At 72.3% G+C, this 21,730-nt stretch carries 17 protein-coding genes; 11 read left to right on the plus strand and 6 right to left on the minus strand.

The annotated features are described in order from the left end of the window. Positions 1-21 precede the first annotated feature (21 nt). The 5 genes from hemW to lepA form a co-directional block, all read right to left on the minus strand. Positions 22-1,338, minus strand: a complete 1,317-nt coding sequence (hemW, locus tag B1H50_RS05585; RefSeq protein ID WP_188640704.1) for a radical SAM family heme chaperone HemW — start codon at positions 1,336-1,338, stop codon at positions 22-24. Then, complete coding sequence (locus B1H50_RS05590) at positions 1,335-2,672, minus strand: MFS transporter (RefSeq protein ID WP_080462780.1); 1,338 nt, start codon at positions 2,670-2,672, stop codon at positions 1,335-1,337. The genes hemW and B1H50_RS05590 overlap by 4 nt, the downstream gene beginning before the upstream one ends. Before the next feature lie 7 nt (positions 2,673-2,679). Next, a complete protein-coding gene (gene trmB / locus B1H50_RS05595; protein ID WP_080462781.1) occupies positions 2,680-3,636 on the minus strand; it encodes a tRNA (guanosine(46)-N7)-methyltransferase TrmB in 957 nt (318 codons plus the stop codon). A gap of 12 nt (positions 3,637-3,648) precedes the next feature. Next, on the minus strand, positions 3,649-4,527 hold the full coding sequence (locus tag B1H50_RS05600; protein WP_080462782.1) for an MOSC domain-containing protein: 879 nt from the start codon (positions 4,525-4,527) through the stop codon (positions 3,649-3,651). A gap of 63 nt (positions 4,528-4,590) precedes the next feature. Further along, positions 4,591-6,471 (minus strand): translation elongation factor 4, encoded by a 1,881-nt coding sequence (lepA, locus tag B1H50_RS05605; protein WP_080462783.1) that lies wholly within the window; start codon positions 6,469-6,471, stop codon positions 4,591-4,593. 309 nt (positions 6,472-6,780) lie between these two features. Here lepA and B1H50_RS05610 point away from each other — a divergent pair, with 309 nt between their 5' ends. The 11 genes from B1H50_RS05610 to B1H50_RS05660 all read left to right on the plus strand — a co-directional run bounded on the left by B1H50_RS05610 (position 6,781) and on the right by B1H50_RS05660 (position 20,312). After that, complete coding sequence (locus B1H50_RS05610) at positions 6,781-7,254, plus strand: DedA family protein (protein ID WP_080462814.1); 474 nt, start codon at positions 6,781-6,783, stop codon at positions 7,252-7,254. A 323-nt stretch (positions 7,255-7,577) separates the two neighbouring features. Continuing rightward, positions 7,578-8,915 (plus strand): tryptophan synthase subunit beta, encoded by a 1,338-nt coding sequence (trpB, locus tag B1H50_RS05615; protein ID WP_080462784.1) that lies wholly within the window; start codon positions 7,578-7,580, stop codon positions 8,913-8,915. A 59-nt stretch (positions 8,916-8,974) separates the two neighbouring features. Next, complete coding sequence (locus B1H50_RS05620; protein WP_080462785.1) at positions 8,975-10,681, plus strand: anthranilate synthase component 1; 1,707 nt, start codon at positions 8,975-8,977, stop codon at positions 10,679-10,681. Position 10,682: 1 nt separating this feature from the next. After that, the gene (locus B1H50_RS05625; protein ID WP_080462786.1) at positions 10,683-11,324 is read left to right on the plus strand and encodes an anthranilate synthase component II; all 642 of its coding nucleotides are present in this window, start codon (positions 10,683-10,685) and stop codon (positions 11,322-11,324) included. Further along, positions 11,321-12,475: an anthranilate phosphoribosyltransferase gene (gene trpD / locus B1H50_RS05630; RefSeq protein ID WP_080462787.1), complete on the plus strand. Its 1,155-nt coding sequence runs from the start codon at positions 11,321-11,323 to the stop codon at positions 12,473-12,475. The genes B1H50_RS05625 and trpD overlap by 4 nt, the downstream gene beginning before the upstream one ends. After that, complete coding sequence (trpB, locus tag B1H50_RS05635) at positions 12,472-14,811, plus strand: tryptophan synthase subunit beta (protein WP_080462788.1); 2,340 nt, start codon at positions 12,472-12,474, stop codon at positions 14,809-14,811. Before trpD ends, trpB (B1H50_RS05635) begins: the two co-directional genes overlap by 4 nt. Further along, positions 14,811-15,665, plus strand: a complete 855-nt coding sequence (trpA, locus tag B1H50_RS05640; protein ID WP_080462789.1) for a tryptophan synthase subunit alpha — start codon at positions 14,811-14,813, stop codon at positions 15,663-15,665. Before trpB (B1H50_RS05635) ends, trpA begins: the two co-directional genes overlap by 1 nt. Before the next feature lie 164 nt (positions 15,666-15,829). Further along, complete coding sequence (locus tag B1H50_RS05645; protein WP_080462790.1) at positions 15,830-17,374, plus strand: hypothetical protein; 1,545 nt, start codon at positions 15,830-15,832, stop codon at positions 17,372-17,374. Positions 17,375-17,455: 81 nt separating this feature from the next. Beyond that, positions 17,456-18,088, plus strand: coding sequence for a type II toxin-antitoxin system PemK/MazF family toxin (locus tag B1H50_RS05650; RefSeq protein WP_080462791.1), 633 nt, complete (start codon positions 17,456-17,458; stop codon positions 18,086-18,088). A 235-nt stretch (positions 18,089-18,323) separates the two neighbouring features. After that, entirely contained in the window at positions 18,324-18,584 is a 261-nt protein-coding gene (rpsT, locus tag B1H50_RS05655) for a 30S ribosomal protein S20 (RefSeq protein WP_017178374.1), read from the plus strand. 240 nt (positions 18,585-18,824) lie between these two features. Beyond that, positions 18,825-20,312 (plus strand): DUF1846 domain-containing protein, encoded by a 1,488-nt coding sequence (locus B1H50_RS05660; RefSeq protein WP_080462815.1) that lies wholly within the window; start codon positions 18,825-18,827, stop codon positions 20,310-20,312. A 16-nt stretch (positions 20,313-20,328) separates the two neighbouring features. Here the strand turns inward: B1H50_RS05660 and holA are convergent, their stop codons facing one another. Next, complete coding sequence (gene holA / locus B1H50_RS05665; protein WP_080462792.1) at positions 20,329-21,360, minus strand: DNA polymerase III subunit delta; 1,032 nt, start codon at positions 21,358-21,360, stop codon at positions 20,329-20,331. Between the last annotated feature and the right edge of the window lie 370 nt (positions 21,361-21,730).

The raw sequence follows: 21,730 nt of genomic DNA on the forward strand, positions 1-21,730 counted from the left end.
CGCGCGCCGCCGGAGCAGGCCTCAGGCGGTCAGGGCACGGGTGACGGTGTCGGCCATGAGGCGGCCGCGCAGAGTGAGGATGGCGCGCCCGCGCAGGGCGGCCGCGCCATCGAGCAGGCCATCGGCGACGAGTCGGCCCACCACGGGCACGAGCCTCCTCGGCGCGCGCCCGGCGCCGGAGCCCGGCTCATCGCCGCCCACCTCACCCGGCTCCCCCAGTTGCGCCAGTGCGATGCCCTCGCGCAGGCGGATGCCCAGCATGACCCGCTCCAGGAGCCGGGAGTCGGCGTCGATCACCTCGTGCCCGGCCACCGGGAGCCTTCCGCTGAGCGCCTGCGCCGCCCAGACCAGGGGGTGCTTGGCGTTCCACAGGCGCACGTCGCCCAGGTGGCTGTGCGCCCCGGGGCCGGCGCCCCACCAGTCCCAGTCCTGCCAGTAGGCGCGGTTGTGCCGGCACTCGTGGCCGGGCAGCGCCCAGTTGGAGATCTCGTACCACTCGTAGCCGGCGCTCGCCAGGAGGCGGTCGGCCAGCTCGTACTTGGCGGCCTCATCGTCGTCGCTGGGCATGGGCAGCTCGCCGCGCCGCACCTGGGCCCACATGCGCGTGCCCTCCTCGATGACGAGGCCGTAGGCGCTCAGGTGATCCGGGCCGATCTCCACAGCGGCCTCGAGGGAGCGCTCCCAGTCCTCCAGGGACTCCCCCGGCGCGCCGTAGATGAGGTCGAGGCTCGTGCCCAGTCCCGCTCGCCGCGCCCAATCGACCACCAGTGGCACGCGGGACGGCTCGTGCGTGCGGTCCAGGGCCCTCAGCACATGGGGCACCGCCGACTGCATCCCGAAGGACACCCGGGTGAAGCCGGCCTCCGCCAGCGCTGCCAGGCCCGCCTCGTCCACGGAGTCCGGGTTCGCCTCGGTGGTCACCTCGGCGCCCTCATCCAGCCCGAAGGCCTCCCTCACGAGTCCGATCATCGCGGCCAGGTCCGAGGGCGGGAGCATTGTCGGGGTGCCGCCGCCCACGAAGACCGTGGCGGCCCGGCGCGCGGGAAGGCCCGCGTCATCCATCGCGGCGCGGGCGGTGCGCAGTTCGGCGGCCAGAGTGCTCACGTAGTCGACCGCGGAGGCGCCCTGCCCCATGTGGAGGTTCGTGTAGGTGTTGAAGTCGCAGTAGCCGCAGCGCACCCGGCAGTAGGGCACGTGCAGGTAGACGGAGAACGGACGCGCAGCTCCATCGGCGCGCCCGGGCCCCGCTGCCCCGCACCGGGCTCCCGGCGCCGGCGCGGCCACCTCGGGTGGCAGGCCATCGACAAGGGGCGCCCCCACGGGCTGGGCCGGGCTCACGCCTCCGCCTCCCCCATGAGGCCGGCGGGGCCAGTGGCCCGGGAGGCGTCGCCCGCGGGCCATCGGGCCGCGATCTGCCCGCAGACCGTCATGAGCACGAGCGCCGCCACCACGACGGCGAACGGCGCCGCCCAGCCCCCGGTCGCCTCGCGCATCCAGCCCAGGACGATCGGTCCCACCGCGGCGGCGCAGTACCCCACCGTCTGGATCAGCGCGGTGGTGCGCCGGTTGTCATCCAATGATTCAGCGCGCTGGATGACCAGGGAGAACAGGGCGGCGAAGAACGCGCCCTGCGCGATCCCGGACAAGAGGCACGGCACCAGCCAGGCGGTCGGCGCCACGATCATCGCCACCGGTAGCGCCAGCCAGCAGGCGCTCAGCACTCCCAGCATGCGCGCGCCGGACCAGCCCAGGGCCTCGAGCATGAGGGGCACGAGCATCGGGCCCACGATCCCCGTCATCGCGAACACCGAGGAGGCCAGGCCCGCGGCGGACTCGCTCATCCCGGCGGTCTGCGCGAGCGCCGTCGGCAGCCAGCCGGAGATCGCGTAGAAGGCGAGGACGTGCCCGGTGAAGGCCAGCGCCATCACCCAGGCCAGCGGACGGCGCCACACGGGCCCGCCCGTCGGCGTCCGCCCCGTGGCGCCGATCGCCCCACGATCGCCCCCGGCATCCTCGTGGCCCCCGCCGATCAGGGAGCGCTCCCCCACCCAGGCGCTCATGCCCGAGCGGCGCCGCAGGCTCTCACGCGGCGCAGTCGAGCCCGGCGGGTAGACCCACCACCAGGCAGCCGCTGCCAAGGCCACGGGGATCACGGTCCACGCCAGGGCCGAGCCGCGCCAGCCGACCGCTGCGGCGAGGGGGACGGCCAGTGCCGTCGCGGCCGTGACAAGGACATTGCAGGTGGCCGAGTACAGGCCGGTCATGAGGGAGGCCCGGTGCCAGAAGTCCCGGCCGATGACCATCGGCGCCACGAGGTTGCCGATCGTCAGCCCCGCGCCGATGAGCACGGTCCCCGCGAAGGCCGCCGCCGCGCCCCCGGCGGAGCGGAGCACGGCCCCGACGACCACCGCGCCCATCATCACCAGGCCCGAGGCATTGACCCCCATCCGCCTCACCGCGATGGAGGCCGCCGGGGTGAGCAGGCCGAAGCAGAGCACCGGCACGCTGGTGAGCGCCCCGCGCACCGCCCCTGACAGGCCCAGATCATCGCCCAGGCGCGGCAGGAGCGGCGGGATGACGCCCACCGGCACCCGCACGACAGCGCAGAGCCCCAGGAAGCCGAGCGCGATGATGGCGAGCCACGCCCGCCTGGGCAATCGGATCCCGCTCATCGGGCCGTCAATCCGTCAGCCCCTCGGGCGCGAAGAGCCCGGGGGCGCCGTTGTCCAGGCGCTCCAGCGCGGTGGGGCGGGCGGCCGGGATCCACTGCTCCTCGGTGCGAACCGCCGTCAGGTCGCGGATCGTGCGCCCCTCGTCGATGCCGCGCTGCTCGAAGCGGGTCATGGCGCGCCCGGCGAAGCGCTCCGACCATCCACCGCGCGCACCCGATGGAGAGCCGGGGTCCACCCCGTTGCCCGCGTCCCCGGCGACGGCGCTCCCAGCGCCCAGGTCGGGGCGCGCACCGGCGTCGTCGTAGCGGAAGTAGGGGCCGGTCGAATCGGCCTCGATGCCCTCGGGAAGGGCGGAGGCGCCCTCCAGGACGTCGCGCATCTGCCAGGCGTAGTCCGCCCAATCCGTGGCCAGGCGCCACACGCCGCCGGGGCGCAGCACCCGGGCCACGGAATCCGCGAAGGCGGCGTTCACCAGACGGCGCTTGCGGTGCCGGGCCTTGCGCCACGGATCGGGGAAGAACACCCACACCTCGCTCGCGCAGCCCACGGGCAGGGCGGTGGCCAGCAGCTCGGCGCCGTCGGCGGGCACGACGCGCGCATTGCGCAGGCCCTGGCGGTGGATCGAGGCGACGAGCCGGGCGATCGCTGTCTCCCATACCTCGACGGCCAGGTGGTCGACGCCCGGATGGGCGGCGGCGTGGGCCAGGACGGCCTCCCCCGAGCCCGAGCCGATCTCGACGACGAGGGGGCGGCCCCAGCCCTGGTGGCCGAACAGCGCCTCGGGATCGAGGCGGAAGCCGGGGGCGACGGTGCGCACGGCGTCGCGCCGGGGCACGTCCACCACGTAGCGGGGGGCGAGAGCGGCCAGGGCCTCGGCCTGCGCCTCGCTCAGGCGCCCGCCGGCGCGGGAGTAGGAGCGCACTCGCGAGTGGATCGCGTGGGAGCGCGGTGGGTGCTGCTGCATCGGTCCGTCCCCTCAGCCGACCTGTTCATCAGCGGCGGCAACCACGTACTTGCGCGTGAAATCGGCCAGGCGGAGGTTGCCGAAGGCCTCGGAAGCGAGCATCGCCCGGGCATCGCGCGGGTCGTGGTGGGCGAACCAGCGGTGGCAGGTGACGCGGTGCCCGGGGGTGGACACCACCCGGACCTCGTCGCCGGCGGACACGCTCCCGTCGCGCAGCACGGAGAGGTAGACGCCCACGCGGGCTCGCTCGGAGAAGACCTCCGCCCAGTCGCCACGGCCCATGCCGCGGGCGAAGGTGGAGCAGGGGTTGCGCACGCCGGTGACCGTGACGAGGATGCCGCGCCGCGGACTGTCCTCACCAGGCTCGCCGGGCGGGATGGGCCCCTCGGCCTCGCCGATGGACCGCTCGCTCCCCCTCCCCTGAGCGGAGCCCGGACCGATGGACAGGATCGCACCGATCTCGACGTCGTCGATACCGCCGATGGCGCCCGGCTCGATGAGCATGTTCTCGCCCATGTTCCCGGCGGCCAGGCCGTGCTCGGGGCCGAGCACCCCGGCCCAGTGGCGGGCCTCGGCGGCATCCATGACGTAGAGGGCCTTGTCGAGGCCGCCGTGATGCTCGCGATCCGCCTGCTGGTCCCCCAACAGGCCCAGGGCATTGACCGCCACGGGGCCGTCGACGGGGGCCTTGTGGATCGCGGAGACGCCGGGGGCGCCGCAGTCGGGGCGCAGGCGCGCCACGACGCACACGGCGCCGACGGCGCCCACGAGGTCTCCGTCGACGAAGGGCGAGGGCTCGTCGCGGTGGCGCCCATCGGTGCCCGCGTGCGGCTCGCCCAGCACCCGGGCGAGCCCGCGGGTGAGAACCAGATCAGCGCCGTCGTCCCTCATGACATCCTCCCGCTCCCCGCGGCCCGGCGAATCGGAGCGCCGAGCCGCTGTCCGCGATTCTTCCTACTTGCCGTCCTTGCCGGTGGGGTTGTCCGCGCCGAGCGCCGCGATGAAGGCCTCTTGCGGGACATCGACGCTTCCGATCGCCTTCATCCGCTTCTTGCCCTCCTTCTGCTTCTCCAGCAGTTTGCGCTTGCGGGAGATATCTCCCCCGTAGCACTTGGCGAGCATGTCCTTGCGCAGGGCGCGGATGGTCTCACGGGCGATGATCCGCGAGCCGATGGCCGCCTGCACGGGCACCTCGAACTGCTGGCGCGGGATGAGCTCCTTGAGGCGCTTGGTGAGTTTGAGGCCGTAGGAGTAGGCGGCGTCCTTGTGGACGATGGCGCTGAAGGCGTCCACCTTCTCCCCGTTGAGCAGGATGTCCACCTTGACCAGGTCCGCGGACTGCTCGCCGTCCATCTCATAGTCGAGGGAGGCGTAGCCGCGGGTGCGGGACTTCAGGGCGTCGAAGAAGTCGAAGACGATCTCCGCCAGGGGCAGCACGTAGTGCATCTCCACGCGGGTCTCGGAGAGGTAGTCCATGCCCTGCATGGTGCCGCGCCGCGACTGGCACAGCTCCATGACGGTGCCCACGAACTCACTGGGGGTCAGAATGGTCGCGCGGACCACGGGCTCCTGGACGTCGAGGATCTTGCCCTCGGGGTACTCCGAGGGGTTGGTGACGGTGTGGACGGCGCGGTCCTCGGTGGTGACCCGGTAGACCACGGAGGGGGCGGTGGAGATGATGTCGAGGTTGAACTCGCGCTCGAGGCGCTCCCGAATGATCTCCAGGTGCAGCAGGCCGAGGTAGCCGCAGCGGAAGCCGAAGCCGAGGGCCACGGAGGTCTCGGGCTCATAGGTGAGGGCGGCGTCGTTGAGCTTGAGCTTGTCCAGGGCGTCGCGCAGGACGGGGAAGTCCGAGCCGTCCACGGGGAAGAGGCCGGAGAACACCATGGGCTTGGGCTCCTGGTATCCGGCCAGCGGCTCGGCGGCCGGCGCGGCGGCGGAGGTGACGGTGTCGCCGACCTTGGACTGGCGCACGTCCTTGACCCCGGTGATGAGGTAGCCGACCTCCCCGGCGCCCAGGCCCCCCGTGGGGCTGGGCTCGGGGCTGATGACGCCGATCTCGAGCAGGTCGTGGACAGCGGTGGTGGAGAGCATCTCGATGCGCTCGCGGGGCTTGAGGGCGCCGTCGACGACGCGCACGTAGGTGACGACGCCGCGGTAGGTGTCGTACACGGAGTCGAAGATCATGGCGCGCGTGGGTCCGGCGGGGTCGCCCACCGGCGCGGGGACGGCCTCGACGATGCGGTCGAGCAGTTCGGGCACGCCGGCACCGGTCTTGCCGGAGACCTTCAGGATGTCTGCGGGCCCGCAGCCGATGAGCGCGGCGATCTCGTCGGCGTGGCGCTCGGGCTCGGCGGCGGGCAGGTCGATCTTGTTGAGCACCGGGATGATCGCAAGATCGCCCTCGATGGCCATGTAGAGATTGGCGAGGGTCTGGGCCTGGATGCCCTGGGCGGCGTCGACGAGCAGGACGGCCCCCTCGCAGGCCGCCAGGGAGCGGTTGACCTCGTAGGAGAAGTCGACGTGCCCGGGGGTGTCGATCATGTTGAGGGCGTAGGGGCGGATGGCGCCGTCGGGGCCGGGCGCGCCCCAGGGCATGCGCACGGCCTGGGATTTGATGGTGATGCCGCGCTCGCGCTCGATGTCCATGCGGTCGAGGTACTGGGCGCGCATGTCGCGGGGGGCGACGACGCCGGTGGCCTGAAGCATGCGGTCGGCCAGGGTGGACTTGCCGTGGTCGATATGGGCGATGATGGAGAAGTTCCTGATCAGCGCGGGATCGGTCGCGGCCGGGGTGACGGCGGCGGCCTGCTCGGGCGTGAGGATCGGTGACACGGATACCTTCCGGACGGGCGCGGCGGGGCGCGCGGAACATACTGGGATCAGTCTCCCACGCCGTCGCCCGGGGCTGCGCGACCGCAGCCGGATGCGGGCCCGTGGCCTCAGAGATGATCGGCTGAAATGGCGAGGTTCGAGGATCGCTCGGCCGAACCGAGGTGGTTGGCCGATCAATGACCGCGTGATCCTGCGGATCTGGCCCCTGCTGGCTGGACGCGTGGGAGAAGCAATCCTCAAACCTCGCCATTCCCGTCGGCTGCGGATGGCGCTTCGCGCCTCAGGTGAGGCTCGACTAAGGTGCATGGCGTGATCGAGCGGATCCACGAGCTCCCCTTCGCCTGGGTGCTCTTCTTCTTCTGGTGCGGCGCCATGGCGCGCTCGAACGCCATGTACTGGACGGGGCGGTGCCTGGGCGCGGGGGCCTCGCGGAGCCGCTGGGCCCGGATCCTGCGAACCCCGGCGTACGCGAACGCCCAGGAGTGGGCAGCGCGCTGGGGCATCTGGGCAGTCCCCCTCTCCTTCCTCACGATCGGCGCGCAGTCACTCGTTCAGGTCTCGGCCGGGGTCGCGCGCGTGCCCGTGCCGCGCTACCTGCTGGCCACGGCGATCGGCGCACTTCTGTGGGCCGGGATCTACACGACCATCGGCATCGCGGTGCTGGCCGGATGGATGGCCAGCCCCGCGGGACGCTTGATGACGATCGTGGCGCTGGCGGCCGTGGCCGCCGCCCTCCTGCTGCGCAGGAGGGCGGCGGGGAGGAGGGCCCCCGCACCGCAATGAGCCGGGGCCCACGGCTCAGGGAGGGCGGCGGCCACGGCGCGTCGGGGGCGCCGAGGGTAACTCGACGCCTGCACCCGGCCGCCCCTCGCTCCATCCCATGATATGAGCGCCGCCACATCGGATTTGCCGCCCGCTTCCCGGCTCCCCTAGCCTTCCTCCCATGACGACGACGCGCACCCGCTGCTGGTGGTGGCTCCCCTGAGGGCGAGCCACTGACACGTCGTACCCGACGCCCCGCTCGCCACGAAGGCGGGCGCGAGAGCGCAAGGAGTCCCCGGGCCCGCCTTGAGAGCATGACCACCCCTCCAAGGAAAGAGCCCCGCATGAGCACCGCGAACGCCGCCCAGTCGGCTCCTACTGCCCACGACGCCGAGTCCCTTCCCGGCGCCGCCCCCACCGCCGGCCGCGTCCCGACCGGCCCGCTCGGCCCCGACGCCCCGGGATACACGGCCCCGGCCCCCGGCACGGACATCCCCCGCCGCACGCTGCTGCCGGCCTTCTTCGGGCGCTTCGGCGGCCAGGAGGTCCCCGATTTCCTCCTACCCGCGCTCGATGAGCTCGAGGCCGCCTATACCGAGGCCGTCGACGACCCGGACTTCCTGGCCGCGCTCGAGGACCTGCGCGAGGGATACCTCGGCCGCCCCACGCCCCTGTACGAGTGCCGTGGCCTCTCGCGCCCCGACACCCGCATCATCCTCAAGCGCGAGGACCTCGTCCACGGCGGCGCCCACAAGGGCAACAACGCTCTCGGGCAGGCCCTCCTGGCCAAGCGCATGGGCAAGACCCGCCTCATCGCGGAGACCGGCGCGGGCCAGCACGGCACCGCCACCGCGATGGTCGCCGCCCTGCTGGGCCTGGAGTGCACGATCTACATGGGCGCCCACGATGTCGAGCGCCAGCGCCCCAATGTGGAGCGCATGGAGCTCATGGGCGCCAGGGTCGTCCCCGTGACCACCGGCTCGCAGGGCCTCAAGGACGCCGTCGACACCGCCCTGACGCAGTGGTGCGAGCGCCTGGAGTCCACCGCCTACATCCTGGGCTCGGCCACCGGTCCCCATCCCTTCCCCACGATCGTCCGCTACTTCCAGTCGGTGATCTCCATCGAGTCCCGCGCCCAGATGCTCGCCCGCTACGGACGCCTGCCGGACGCCGTCATCGCCTGCGTGGGCGGGGGATCCAACGCCATCGGCGCCTTCAGCGACTACCTGGACGACGACGTCGAGCTCATCGGCGTCGAGCCCGCGGGCAGGGGCCTGAGCACCGGCCTCCATGGCGCCCCCATCTGCGCCGGCCGCACCGGCGTGCTCCACGGCACGCGTTCCTACGTCATGCTCGACGACGACGGCGCCGTCCTGCCCTCCCACTCCATCTCCGCCGGCCTCGACTACCCCTCCGTGGGCCCCGAGCACGCGCACCTGGCCGACACCGGTCGCGCCAGGTACGTCGGCATCACCGACGACGACGCCCTGGCCGCCTTCCGGGAGCTCTCCCGCGGCGAGGGGATCATCCCCGCCATGGAGTCCTCCCACGCCCTCGCCGAGGCGCTGCGGATCGCCCGCGAGCGCGAGGTGGGCGGACAGACCGAGGATATGCTGCTCCTGGTCAACCTGTCCGGGCGCGGGGACAAGGACATGCACGAGGTCCGCGAGCACCTGTCCTGACCCGCCCTGGAGATGAGCGGAGACGATGAGGAGCGATCAGACGCGATGAGGAGCGCAGCATGACCATCACAGGAACTGCGGGATCGGCGGAGCCCGCGGATCCCATCCGGCCCGCTGAGCCCACTGTGCTGACCCGCAGGGTCCGCTACCCCCACGACTCCGGGGCGCTCGTGAGGCGCCTGGCGGAGGCCGGCGCGATCGCCACCACCGCAGACGCCGCGGGCAGTGCCCGCAGGCCGGTGGATGTTGTCCTGCTGGAGAGCGCGGATATCACCACGGGCTCCTCGCGCACGACGGTCCTCATGCTCGAGGCGAGCGCACGACTGACCTGTGAGGGGAACCAGGTGGTCATCGAGGCCCTGGACCGGGCCCGGCCCGACGGAGAGGCCGCCGTGGCGCGCATGCGCGCATCCCTGGCGGATCGCGTCGTCGAGGAGGCGCCCGGCCGTCTGGCGGTGCGGATCCCCTCACCGGCCGACAGTGCCGGGATGGAGGAGCGGGAGCGGCTGACGGCCCCCTCCACCTTGGAGCCGCTGCGGGTGCTGGCCTCCCAGGAGGTCGACCATCCCCACCTGCCGCTCGTGGCGGGAGTGTTCGCCTTCGACTACCTGGCGGGCTTCGAACAGCTGCCGCAGGTGTCCGCAGGGCCCAACACCTGCCCGGACTACCTGTTCTACACCGCGCGCATCCTCCTGGTCATCGACCACCCCACCGGTGAGGCGACACTGGTGGGGGCGAGCGTGGACGCCGATGATCTCGCGCGCAGGATCGACGAGCTGGCCACCGTCATCGACACCGCGAGGCCCGCGCCGGCCCCGGATGCGGGCGGGCCCGCGCCGGTGGCGGGAGGCGCCGGCCCAGTGGCCGTCCCAGCCGCCCGACCGATCGCCCGCGCCGTGCCGAGCGTCTCGGACAGCGATTTCGCGGGGCTCGTGGCCGGGCTCCAGGAGTCGATCGCCGCCGGGGACGTCTACCAGGTGGTTCCGTCGCGGGCGTTCACGATCGACTGCCCGGACGCGCTGAAGGCCTACCGCGCGCTGCGCGAGTCGAATCCGAGTCCCTACATGTTCTACGTGGCCGCTCCCGGCTTCGAGCTCCTGGGCGCCTCCCCCGAGTCCGCCCTGCTGCACAGCGCGGCCACGGGCGAGGTGGCCATCCGGCCCATCGCCGGCACTCGGCCGCGCGGGCTGGCCCCGGACGGCTCCGTGGACCATGAGCGGGATACGCGCCTGGAGCTGGAGCTGCGCACGGACGCCAAGGAGATCGCCGAGCACGTCATGCTCGTGGACCTGGCGCGCAACGACGTCGCCCGAGTCAGCGCGCCGGGCACCCGGAAAGTGCGCGAGCTGCTGCGCGTGGACCGCTACAGCCGCGTCATGCACCTGGTCTCGGAAGTATCCGGACAGCTGGACCCGGGCCTGGACGCCCTGGACGCCTTCCGCGCCTCGATGACGATGGGCACGCTCACCGGCGCGCCGAAGCTTCGGGCCGCCGAGCTCATCCGCGCCACCGAGGGCATGCGGCGCGGCTCCTACGGGGGCTCGGTGGGCTACTTGCGCGGCGATGGCGAGCTCGACACCTGCATCGTCATCCGCTCGGCCTTCGTGGCTGGCGGGCGGGCCCTGGTGCAGGCCGGCGCGGGCGTCGTCGGCGCCTCCGATCCGGCCGCCGAGGCGGCCGAGACCGTCCACAAGGCCAGCGCGGTGCTGGCGGCCGTGGCGGCCGCGCGGAGCGCTGAGCTCGTCATCGAGACCGGGGAGGCCTGAGATGCGCATCATCCTGCTGGACAACCGCGATTCCTTCGTCTACAACCTCGTCGACCAACTCGCCGTGCTGGGCATGGACACCGAGGTCTACCGCAACACGGTGCCGGCTTCCGCGGTCCTGGCCGCCTTGGGGCCGACGGCGCAGGAGGCGGCCGCGGGCCAGCGCCCCGCCCTGGTCCTCTCCCCCGGCCCCGGGCACCCCCTCCAGGCGGGCTGCATGATGGAGGTCCTGGGCGCCGCCCTGGAGCGCGGCCTGCCGACGCTGGGCATCTGCCTGGGCTTCCAGGCCATCGTCGAGGCCTGCGGTGGGAGCGTGGGCAGAGTCGAGCCGGTCCACGGCCGCTCCACCCGCGCGGAGGTCACGTCCGCCGGGCGCGCCGATGCCGCCTTCGCCGTGCTCGGCGGCGGGCCCCTGGACGTCGCCCGCTACCACTCGCTCGGCACGCGCGAACTGCCCGCCGATCTGGAGTGCCTGGCCCGCACCAGCGACGGGATCGTCATGGCCGCGCGCCACCGACGGCGCCCCGCCGTCGGCCTCCAGTTCCACCCCGAGTCCATCCTCACCCCGGCCGGCCCCGCGATCCTGCGGGCCCTCATCGCCGGATTGACCACCGCGACCGCAAGCGCAGGAGAGAGCCGATGACAGAGCCGACAACCGTGCCAGAGCCCACCACTGCCCCGGTCCCCTCGGCATCGACCGCCGCCGGGGCCGAGGACGCCCACCGACTCCTGCGCGAGGTCATCCAGGGCCGCCGGCTCAGCCGCGAGGAGACCGGCATCGTCTTCGCCGCCCTGGGCGCCGGGGACCTCTCCGAGGCCGAGACCGCCGCCCTGCTTGCCGCCCTGCACTCGCGCGGGGAGACCGCCGACGAGGTGGCGGGGGCCGCGAGCGCCTTCCGCCGGGCCGCGCGCCCCTTCCCCGCCGTCGCCTTCCCCCTCGTGGATGTCGTGGGCACGGGCGGTGACGGCGTGGGCACGATCAATATCTCGACGGCCGCCGGCCTCGTCGCGGCATCGATGGGCATCTCGGTGGCCAAGCACGGCAACCGGGCGGTGTCCTCCAAGACGGGGGCGGCCGACGTCGTCGCGGCCCTGGGCCTGCCCCTGGACGTGACGGCAGAGCAGGCCGTCGAGCTGCTGGCGCGCGATCACTTCACGTTCCTGTTCGCCCAGGCCTACCACCCGGCAATGAGGCACGTGGCGCCGATCCGCCGGGCCCTGGCCACGCCCACGATCTTCAACGTGCTCGGCCCCCTGCTCAACCCCGCGCACCTGACCTACCAGCTCATGGGCGTGTGGGATCCCTCCATGCTCGACATGATCGCCGAGTCCATGGTCAAGCTGGGCCGCAAGCGCGCCCTCATCGTGCACGGGGCGGGCACCGATGAGATCGCCATCCACGGCGCCACGCAGGTGCGGGAGGCCACCCCCCGCGGGATCAAGGCCTATGAGGTCACCCCCGCTGATCTCGGAGTGAGGCGCTGGGAGCTATCGGATATCCTGGGCGGGCAGGCGGCGGAGAACGCCGCCGCCCTGCGCGAGGCGCTCGCGGGCAGGGGAGAGCCGGCCCACCGCGATGCCATTGCCGTCAACGCCGGCGCCCTGCTCTACCTCGCGGGGCCCGCGGACAACCTGGCCGATGGCACCCGCATGGCCCTGGAGCAGATCGCCTCGGGCGCGGCCGGCAGGCACCTGGAGACCATGACCACCGCGGAGCAGTTGGCGGCCCGCTCCGGACGGGCCGACGAGACGAGTCGCGAGAGCAGTGAGAGCACTGAGGAGGAGCGCGCATGAGCATCGGCTCCGCCTCGCAGGGCGCGGCGGCGCGCCCCGATCGCGCCCCGATCGAGGAGCGCCTCATGTCCACCGGCACGGTGCTGGACACGATCGTGGCCGGGAGGCGTCGACGCCTGCCCGAGCTGCGCGAGCGCTTCGGCCACCTGGAGGCCTCGGCCCTGCCCCGCTCCGGGCGCTCCTTCGAGGCGGCCCTGCGGCGCCGCACGGGCCCCGCCGTCAGCCCGCGCCCGGCGATCATCATGGAGTGCAAGGCGGCCTCGCCGTCGCTCGGCTCGATCCGGACCGACTACGACCCAGCCGCGCTGGCTTCCTCCTACGCCCCCTACGCGGCGGCGATCTCCGTGCTCACCGAGCCCGACCGCTTCAACGGCGAGTACGAGGACCTGGCCCGGGTGCGCGCAGCGGTGGACCTGCCGGTCCTGTGCAAGGACTTCATCGTCGACCCCGTGCAGGTGCTCGCGGCCCGTCACCTGGGGGCGGACGCCATCCTCCTCATGCTCTCCGTGGTGCCCGACGACGTCTACCGGGAGCTGGCGGGGCTGGCGGCCTCCTTGGGCATGGGCGTGCTCACGGAGGTCTCCACCCCCGGCGAGATGAGCCGGGCGGCCGCCCTGGGCGCGCGGGTCATCGGCATCAACAACCGGGATCTGCGCACGCTGGACACGGATCTGGCGCGCACCGAGGAGATGTCGCCCCTGGCGCCGGCCGGGGCGGTCCTCGTGGGTGAGTCCGGGATCCATGGGCCGGGGGATGTGCGGCGCCTGGCCGGGATCGTGGACGCCCTGCTGGTGGGCTCGAGTCTGTCGGGCTCGGCGGATGCCGGGGCCGCGGCCCGTGCGCTCGTCGAGGCCGTGCCGCTGCCGAGCGGGCCCTCCGGGGCACGGGCCGGCGCCGGCTCCCCGGCACCCGGGGCGTCCCCGGTCTCCCCTGCGCTGAGGCGCGCGCGCCTGGCCGAGGCCGCCGCCACGCCGCCGGGCCCGGACGGCCGCTGGGAGCACCCGCGCCTCGATCCCTACTTCGGGGAGTATGGGGGCCAGTTCGTGCCCGAGCTGCTCATCCCCGCCCTGGATCAGTTGGAGGACGCCTTCATCGCCGCGAGCGCGGACCCCGGCTTCGCCGCCGAGCTCGACGAGCTCCTGCGCCGCTACTTGGGGCGCCCCACGCCGATGACCGAGCTGCGCAATCTGCCGCTGCGGGGCAATGCGAGGATCCTGCTCAAGCGCGAGGACCTCGTCCACGGCGGTGCCCATAAGGGCAACCAGGTGCTCGGCCAGGCGCTCCTGGCCAAACGGATGGGCAAGCGGCGCATCATCGCCGAGACCGGCGCGGGCCAGCACGGCACCGCCACCGCGATGGTCTGCTCGCTGCTGGGCCTGGAGTGCACGATCTACATGGGCGCTACCGACGTGGTGCGCCAGGCGGCCAATGTGGAGCGCATGGAGCTCATGGGCGCGCGAGTGGTGCCCGTGGCCAGCGGCGCGGGTACTCTCAAGGACGCCGTCAACGAGGCGTTGAGAGACTGGACGGCCTCGTTCAAGGACACCCACTACCTGCTGGGCACCGCCGCCGGCCCGCACCCCTTCCCCACGATCGTCCACGCCTTCCACCGGGTCATCTCCACCGAGGCCCGCGCCCAGGCGCTCGCGCTCACGGGGCGCCTGCCCGATGAGGTGATCGCCTGCGTGGGCGGGGGGTCGAACGCCATCGGCATGTTCTCCGACTTCATCGACGACGCCTGCGTGGGGCTCATCGGCGTCGAGCCCGCGGGCGAGGGCCTGGATAGCCGCCACGGGGCGCCGATCAACGCCGGCGCCATCGGGATCCTCCACGGCGCCCGCTCCTACCTCATGCGCGACGACGACGGCCAGGTCGAGGAGTCCTTCTCCGTGTCCGCCGGCCTGGACTACCCCGGGGTCGGCCCTGAGCACGCACGACTGTCCGATACGGGACGGGCCCGGTACGTCGGCATCACCGATGAGGAGGCTCTGGAGGCCTTCCGGCTGCTCAGTCGCCATGAGGGGATCATCCCGGCCCTGGAGTCCTCCCACGCCCTCGCCCAGGCCCTCAAGATCGCTGAGGCGGTCCCCGATGGCGCCGAGCCGCCCATCCTGCTCGTGTGCCTGTCCGGACGCGGGGACAAGGACCTCGACCAGGTGCGGGCGCGCATGGGCGGCTCCTTCAGCGACGACGGCGCGGTGGCCCGGGCAGCCGTGATGCTGAGGCTGATGGGCAAGCGCGGTGAGTACGAGGCCCTGGCGGCCCAGGCCGGAGCCGCCGGCCGGGCTGCGCCGACGGCGCTCGGAGTGGGCTCGAGTGATGAGGGGGAGCGCTGATGGATCGCTACGCATCGATGTTCACCGCCCTGCGTGAGCGGGGCGAGGGGGCCTTCGTCCCCTTCGTCATGGTGGGTGACCCCAGCGCGGAGCTATCCGAGGAGGTCATCGAGGCGCTCATCGCCGGGGGCGCGGACGCCCTGGAGCTCGGGGTGCCGTTCAGCGACCCCGTCGCCGACGGACCCACGATCCAGCGCGCCCATATCCGCGCCCAGGAGGCCGGGGCCACCCTGGCCGACTGCCTGGGGGTGGTGGCGCGCGTGCGCCGGCACCACCCGGAAACGCCCATCGGCATGCTCATCTACGGGAATGTGCCCTTCGCCGTCGGCCTGGAGCCCTTCTACGCCAGGTGCGCCGAAGCGGGGATCGACTCGGTCCTGCTGCCCGATGTCCCGGTACGCGAGTCACCCGCCTTCTCAGCCGCCGCGGCGCGGGCGGGGATCTCCCCGGTGTACATCGCCCCGCCGTCGGCCGCGCCCCACACGCTCGACGCCGTGGCGGGCGCCTCGCGGGGCTACGTGTACGCGGTCTCGCGCGTGGGGGTCACCGGCGCGGAGCAGGCCGCCTCGACCGTGGGACTGGCCGAATCGGTGGCCAGGCTGCGGGCCGGTGCCGCGGCACCGGTCATGCTCGGCTTCGGCATCTCCCGCCCCGAGCAGGTCGCCGAGGCGATCGCCGCGGGGGCCGATGGGGCGATCTCCGGGTCGGCGACCGTCCAGATCGTGGAGTCTCACACCCCGGCCATCGCCGCGGCGCGGCCGGGCAGCCGCGCGAGGGAGGAGGCCGTCGCGGCGATGCGCGCGGAACTGCGCGGCTTCGTCGCCGCGATGAAGGCGGCCACGCGGCCCGGGTGACGGCGCGGGACGGGAATCGGAGCGGCAAAGGCCTTGTGACGAGGGAGGATAGCGGGGGCGACCTCCCAATTGACGGGCGCGAATCCCTTCACAAGTGATGCCTGCCACGTTAGATTGACGGGGTGCCCTTAATCGTTTCGAGACATTGTGAGAGAAGGCCTGCCATGCGCCGAGCACGTTCCGTACCTTCGTCCCCGCCGCGCCGGGTCCTCGGCGCCGTCCTGGCCCTGCCCCTGGCGCTCGTCGCCCTGGTCGCCGTCCCCGCCGACGCGCAGATGGCCGCTCCCAGCGGCGGCAATGACGACATCAGCGTCACCGGCTCCTACTCCCCCGGGGGCACCGGCTGCCAGGGCGCCGATGAGGCCGCCCACTGCCTCTTCTGGGGCGTGCGCATCCCTGACACCGTGGCACCGGGCAGGGAGATGACCCTGACCCTCGAGGCCGACTCCCAGCCGGGACAGTGGACCTGGAACTGCCCCTCGGCGCAGGGGGTCACCGGCATAGCCACCCTCTACACCAGTGACGACCCGGAGGGCCCGATCCGTCGCTACGGTTCATCGGGACTCGGGCTGCTCTCCCGCATCTACAACCAGTACTCCAGGCACGGCGACTACTCCGCATCCGCCGATGGCGTCTCCTGCTCCCCCGAGCACCTGAGCCTGGCCTACACGGTCGACTTCTCCGGCCGCCCCTCCGGCTCCTACCTCGACCTGAGCATCGGGACGCTGGTCAACGCGCCGGGGGACCAGGCGCGCGACTACACGCTCAAGCCGACCCTGACGACCACCGAGGACGCCACGCCTCACAACCCCACGGCCACAGCGGCCAAGGGGCCGGCGAGCGCCACTCACGCCACAGTGACCACGAGCAAGCAGGATCCGCCCGGGGACGCCGCCAAGGACGCCGGTCGATACACGGCCACCATCCACAACGACTCCACCACCGCCCTGTCGGGCTTCACGATCGCGGCCGCGCGCACGGAGGGCCCGGCCACGATCACGAGGCTGAGCTGCGATCTGACCGCCTTCGGGGGCGGCGTCGTGACCGCGGAGGGCCCGGCCACGAGGCAGGAGATTTCGGGGGGCGGGGCCGTCATCCCGGCGGACCAGGAGGCCACATGCCAGGTGGATCTGAGCGGCGTCATCGGGTACAACACCATCTCCACGTCCGTCACCGCCCAGGACGGCAAGATCTTCTCCTCCCTCTACGAGGATGAGCGCGCCCGCGGCGAGGTCTCGGCGACGGTCGCCCAGAACGGCGTCACCGTGCAGGGCCCGGACGCCACGCACCCGGCGCCCCACGTCATCGTCGACTACACCGTGGCCCTCTCCAACACCACTGACGTGGTGGGTTGGACGCCGAGCTTCACCCTGACCGCGAGGCCGCCGACAGGATTGAGGCTCGAGTACGCCGAGCCCAGCGGCACAGCCTGGTGGCTGCGCAGCACCCTGCTGCCCGACGCCAATGGCAGTATCGCCGTGGGCATGTCGAGCCCGTTGTACAGCAACTCCGGGCACACGGTGACGCTGTCCGTCGTCTACTCGGTGGACAGCGGCGCGATCACCCCGGACGGCTGGAAGGCCCTAGGGACCTGCGACCCGAATGACCCGTCGAAGGGCCTGAGCGCCACGATCGACGTCAAGGGCAACGACACGATCGACACGGTCTCCCTCCCCCTGTGCACCATCGTGACCCAGGCGAGGAAGTAGAGGCGGCGGACCGGCGCCGCGCCGGCGCGATCCACCGGGGGCGCCCCCTCGCAGTCGGCCGCGGGCTGTAGGGTGGCGCCCATGGCCAGCCTTCTCGACGGGATCCTGCGCGCGGTCGGCCGCGCTGCCACCGACGTCCTCACCCCCGCCCTCAAGCAGCGCGCGCGCCGCACCAGTCGCGCCGCTCGCCCTGGACATGAGGGCTCCATCGACTCCACGGCCGGAACCGCCTCCCCCGCCCCCCGCCGCCGAGAAGGCGCGGCCGCCCGGACCACGCCGGCCCCCATCGGCGGGAGCGCCGGCATCCGCCCCTACGACGTGGCCTCCGCCGGGCTCCCCTCCTTCGACTACACCCCCAACCCCGACGGCAACGCCGACCCCGGCGAGGTCGTGTGGACCTGGGTCCCCTACGAGGAGGACGCCTCCCAGGGCAAGGACCGCCCCGTCCTGATCCTGGCCCGCAGCGGGGATCGCCTCATCGTCGCCCAGATGACGTCGAAGGACCATGATCGCGACGCCGCCCAGGAGGCCCGCCACGGCCGCTACTGGTTCGACGTCGGCCCGGGCGCCTGGGACCCGAAGGGCCGTCCGAGCGAGGTCCGGCTCGACCGCCTCCTCGTCGTCGAGTCGTCCGCGATCCGCCGCGAGGGAGCCACGATGGGTCGGGGGACCTTCGCCGCCGTCGTCGCCGCGCTGCGCGAGCACTGGGCCTGACGAGCGGGGGGAGGTCCGCGGGAAGAGCGCGACGCACCTCACGCCGCCCGCGCTCCCGCCGCGGGCGCCGAGGGGCGCCGTTTTGCTAAAGTGCGTTCTTGGACCTCTGGCCTGGCCGGCTTCGGGGTCCGGCGACCGGGCATCGCCGGGTGCTTCCACCACCTTCTCACGCCTGCGACGCGAACCCTCTTTCCGGCCAATGACCATCTGACGATCGAGAAAGCAACACTGAACAGTGGCGAACATCAAGTCCCAGATCAAGCGCATCAAGACCAACGAGAAGGCCCGTCTGCGCAACCAGTCCGTCAAGTCCGAGCTCAAGACCTACGTGCGCCGCGTGCGCCAGGCCGTTGAGGCCGGGGACAAGGCCGCCGCAGAGGAGGGTCTCAAGAAGGCCTGCCGTAAGCTGGACAAGGCTGTCTCCAAGGGCGTCATCCACAAGAACCAGGCCGCGAACCGCAAGTCGAAGCTGGCCAAGCGCGTCGCCTCCCTCTGAGGCCACCGCCTCCGACGATCAGCGGCTCGGGGCGCCTCCCCCGTGGAAAGGCGCCCCGAGCCGCTCTTCATCCACCCGCCACCGTTCACCCGCCTCTTCACGGTGATTGGTCACAGGACGGCGCCAGCGGAACGGTGTCACGCCGTCGTCATCATCGCGGGGGATACGATGACGCGCGGCCTGCGGCCGAACCGGCCGGCAGGCGGTTCGACCACCGCGACCCCAGGAGCCCATATGCCCATGCGAATCGGATTCGACCGGGACAAGTATCTCAGGATGCAGTCCGAGCACATCGCGGAACGGCGCAGGCAGTTCGGGGGCAAGCTTTACCTGGAGTTCGGGGGCAAGCTCGTTGATGACATGCACGCCTCCCGCGTGCTGCCCGGTTTCACCCCGGACAACAAGATCGTCATGCTGGCCGAGCTCATCGACGAGGTCGAGATCATCGTGGCCGTCAACGCCCGCGATTTCCAGCGCCGCAAGGTCCGCGCCGACCTGGGCATCGGCTACGAGGACGAGGTGCTGCGCCACATCGACGCCTTCCGCGACTACGGACTGTACGTGGGCAGCGTCGTCGTCACCCAGTGGACCGATGACAACCGGGAGGCGCAGGCCTTCAAGACCAAGCTCGAGCGGCTCGGCATCACCGTCTACCGGCATTTCCCCATCCCCGGCTACCCCGGCGACGTCGCCAGGATCATCTCGGCCCAGGGCTACGGGAGCAACGAGTACATCGAGACCGAGCGGGATCTCGTCGTCGTCACCGCGCCGGGACCGGGCAGCGGCAAGATGGCGACCTGCCTATCCCAGGTCTACCAGGACCACCAGAGGGGCCTATCCTCCGGCTACGCGAAGTTCGAGACCTTCCCCATCTGGAACCTGCCGCTGGACCACCCGGTGAACATCGCCTACGAGGCCGCCACCGCCGACCTCGACGACGTCAATATGATCGACCCCTTCCACCTGGCCGCGCACGGGGTCCAGACCGTCAACTACAACCGCGACGTCGAGATCTTCCCCGTGCTCGTGCGCCTCTTCGAGCAAATGCTCGGGACGTGCCCCTACGCCTCCCCCACGGATATGGGCGTCAACATGGCCGGCCACTGCATCAGCGACGACGAGGCCTGCCGCGAGGCCTCCAAGCAGGAGATCATCCGCCGCTACTTCAAGGCCCTGGTCACGGAGAAGCAGGACGCCATCGACCCCGTCCAGTCCGAGCGGATCGCCTTGTCCATGGCGAAGGTCGGGGTGACGGTGGAGGACCGACCGGTGGTGCCGCCCACGCGAGAGCTGGCCGCCGCCACGGGCGCACCCGCCGCCGCGATCGAATTGCCCGATGGGCGGATCATCACCGGCAAGACCACCGCCCTGCTGGGCTGCTCCTCGGCGATGCTGCTCAACGCCCTTAAGGCCCTGGCGGGAATCGATCAGGAGGTGCTGCTGCTCTCGCCCGAGTCGATCGAGCCGATCCAGACCCTCAAAACGACGCACCTGGGCTCGCGCAACCCGCGCCTGCACACCGACGAGGTACTCATCGCCCTGGCCGTCTCGGCGTCCACGGACCCCATTGCCGCGCGCGCGATGGAGCAGATCGCCACGCTGCGGGGCTGCGACGTGCACACCTCGACGATCCTGGGCAGCGTGGACGGGGGGATCTTCCGGTCCCTTGGCGTTCAGGTGACCAACGAGCCCGTCTACGCCACGAAATCGCTGTACCGCAAGCGCTGAGGAGGCCGGGCCGGGGTTAGCGGCGTGTGACCAGGCGCCCCCGGCGGGCAGAGCAGATCGCCAGGACGGCGCGCTCGGCAGCATGCTCGGGGTCGCGGCTGGCGCCCTTGGTCTCGGCGTCGGCGCGGGCGACGGCGATGATCGCGGCGGCAAGGGCGTCGTCGGACCAGCCGGCGAGCTCGGCGCGGGCGCGCTTGGCCTGCCAGGGTGACATCCCGAGCTCCTTGGGCCCCATGCCGGGACGGCCGCCCGCGGCGGCGACGCGGGCCAGTTGGCGGAGCTTGGTGGCCAGGGCGGACACGATGAGCACGGGCGCGACGCCGGTGGCCAGGGCGTGGCGCAGGAGGGTGACGGCCTTGGCGACATTGCCCGAGATGGCGGCGTCGGCCACGCTGAAGCCGGTGGCCTCGATGCGGCCGGCGTAGTAGGTGTTGACGTGGGCGACGGTGATGGTGCCCTCGGTGTCGGCCATGAGCTGGGCGACGGCGCTGGCGAGTTCGCGCAGGTCGGAGCCCAGAGCGTCGACGAGCGCCCCGATGGCCTCGGCCTCGATGCGGCGGCCGGCGCGGCGCGCGTCGGCGTTGACGAGGGCCGCCTTGTCCCCGTCCTTCTTGATCGGCTCGCAGGTCACCACTGGGTAGGGGGAAGCGGCGAGGGCGTCGAGGAGCCTCTTGCCGCGCTGGCCGGAGTTGTGACGCAGAATGACGACGACGTCGGGGTCGGGGGCTGCGACGTAGGCGAGCAGGTCGGTGAGAAGCGCATCCGTCATCTGCTCGAGGTTGGGCACGTGGACGAGCTTGGGCTCGCCGAAGAGGGAGGGCGAAATGAGGGTGTCGAGCATATGGGGCTCGTAGGTGGCCGCGTCGAGGCGGACGACCTCCGTGGTCGGGTCCTTGGCCAGGGCCTGAGCGAGGAGTCGGTCGACGGCGCGCTCACCGAGGAGCTCCTCGCCGCCGCGCACGAGGACGACGGGAGCGAGCTCCACCTGGTCCCACGAGGGGCCCGCGGGGCGGGAGCGCTTCGAGGCGGCGGGGCGGGCGGGCGGCATGCCCCAAGCCTGCCACAGCCCGCTTCTCGCCCTCTCTCCCTTGAATCGAGACCGGTTGTTGTGAGGGGTGGGGTTGGTTGTTGGTTGCTGGGTGGGGTGGGTGGGGGTTTTCCACAGGTTGGTGGTGGGCTCTGGTGGTGGGGGTGGGTGGGGTTTTAGGGTTGGGGTTCGACGGCGATGCTGCTGTCGTTGGGGCCGACCTGGGGCCTCGAACCACCACCCTGGTCCATTGGTCGATGTCCGTTCCTCCTTGGCCGGAAGGTCCCAGAGCCCATGACCCCCGCACCCGCATCCTCCCACTCACCGATCCGCACCGCCGGCGCCGCAGAGCCTCGATGGCGCCGCCGTCCCAGCGACGTCCGCCGCTGTA

Origin of the sequence: Actinomyces gaoshouyii, assembly GCF_002072175.1 — a bacterium.
Classification (GTDB): domain Bacteria; phylum Actinomycetota; class Actinomycetes; order Actinomycetales; family Actinomycetaceae; genus Actinomyces; species Actinomyces gaoshouyii.

What these genes read in the sequence shown, in the direction of transcription:
- B1H50_RS05660 (WP_080462815.1), top strand. Translation starts at nt 18,825, where the DNA reads ATGCGAATCGGATTCGACCGGGACAAGTATCTCAGGATGCAGTCCGAG.
- B1H50_RS05590 (WP_080462780.1), bottom strand. Translation starts at nt 2,672, where the DNA reads ATGAGCGGGATCCGATTGCCCAGGCGGGCGTGGCTCGCCATCATCGCG.
- B1H50_RS05600 (WP_080462782.1), bottom strand. Translation starts at nt 4,527, where the DNA reads ATGAGGGACGACGGCGCTGATCTGGTTCTCACCCGCGGGCTCGCCCGG.
- trpD (WP_080462787.1), top strand. Translation starts at nt 11,321, where the DNA reads ATGACAGAGCCGACAACCGTGCCAGAGCCCACCACTGCCCCGGTCCCC.
- B1H50_RS05625 (WP_080462786.1), top strand. Translation starts at nt 10,683, where the DNA reads ATGCGCATCATCCTGCTGGACAACCGCGATTCCTTCGTCTACAACCTC.
- trpB (WP_080462784.1), top strand. Translation starts at nt 7,578, where the DNA reads ATGAGCACCGCGAACGCCGCCCAGTCGGCTCCTACTGCCCACGACGCC.
- B1H50_RS05645 (WP_080462790.1), top strand. Translation starts at nt 15,830, where the DNA reads ATGCGCCGAGCACGTTCCGTACCTTCGTCCCCGCCGCGCCGGGTCCTC.
- B1H50_RS05650 (WP_080462791.1), top strand. Translation starts at nt 17,456, where the DNA reads ATGGCCAGCCTTCTCGACGGGATCCTGCGCGCGGTCGGCCGCGCTGCC.
- trpB (WP_080462788.1), top strand. Translation starts at nt 12,472, where the DNA reads ATGAGCATCGGCTCCGCCTCGCAGGGCGCGGCGGCGCGCCCCGATCGC.
- trmB (WP_080462781.1), bottom strand. Translation starts at nt 3,636, where the DNA reads ATGCAGCAGCACCCACCGCGCTCCCACGCGATCCACTCGCGAGTGCGC.
- holA (WP_080462792.1), bottom strand. Translation starts at nt 21,360, where the DNA reads ATGCCGCCCGCCCGCCCCGCCGCCTCGAAGCGCTCCCGCCCCGCGGGC.
- B1H50_RS05620 (WP_080462785.1), top strand. Translation starts at nt 8,975, where the DNA reads ATGACCATCACAGGAACTGCGGGATCGGCGGAGCCCGCGGATCCCATC.
- trpA (WP_080462789.1), top strand. Translation starts at nt 14,811, where the DNA reads ATGGATCGCTACGCATCGATGTTCACCGCCCTGCGTGAGCGGGGCGAG.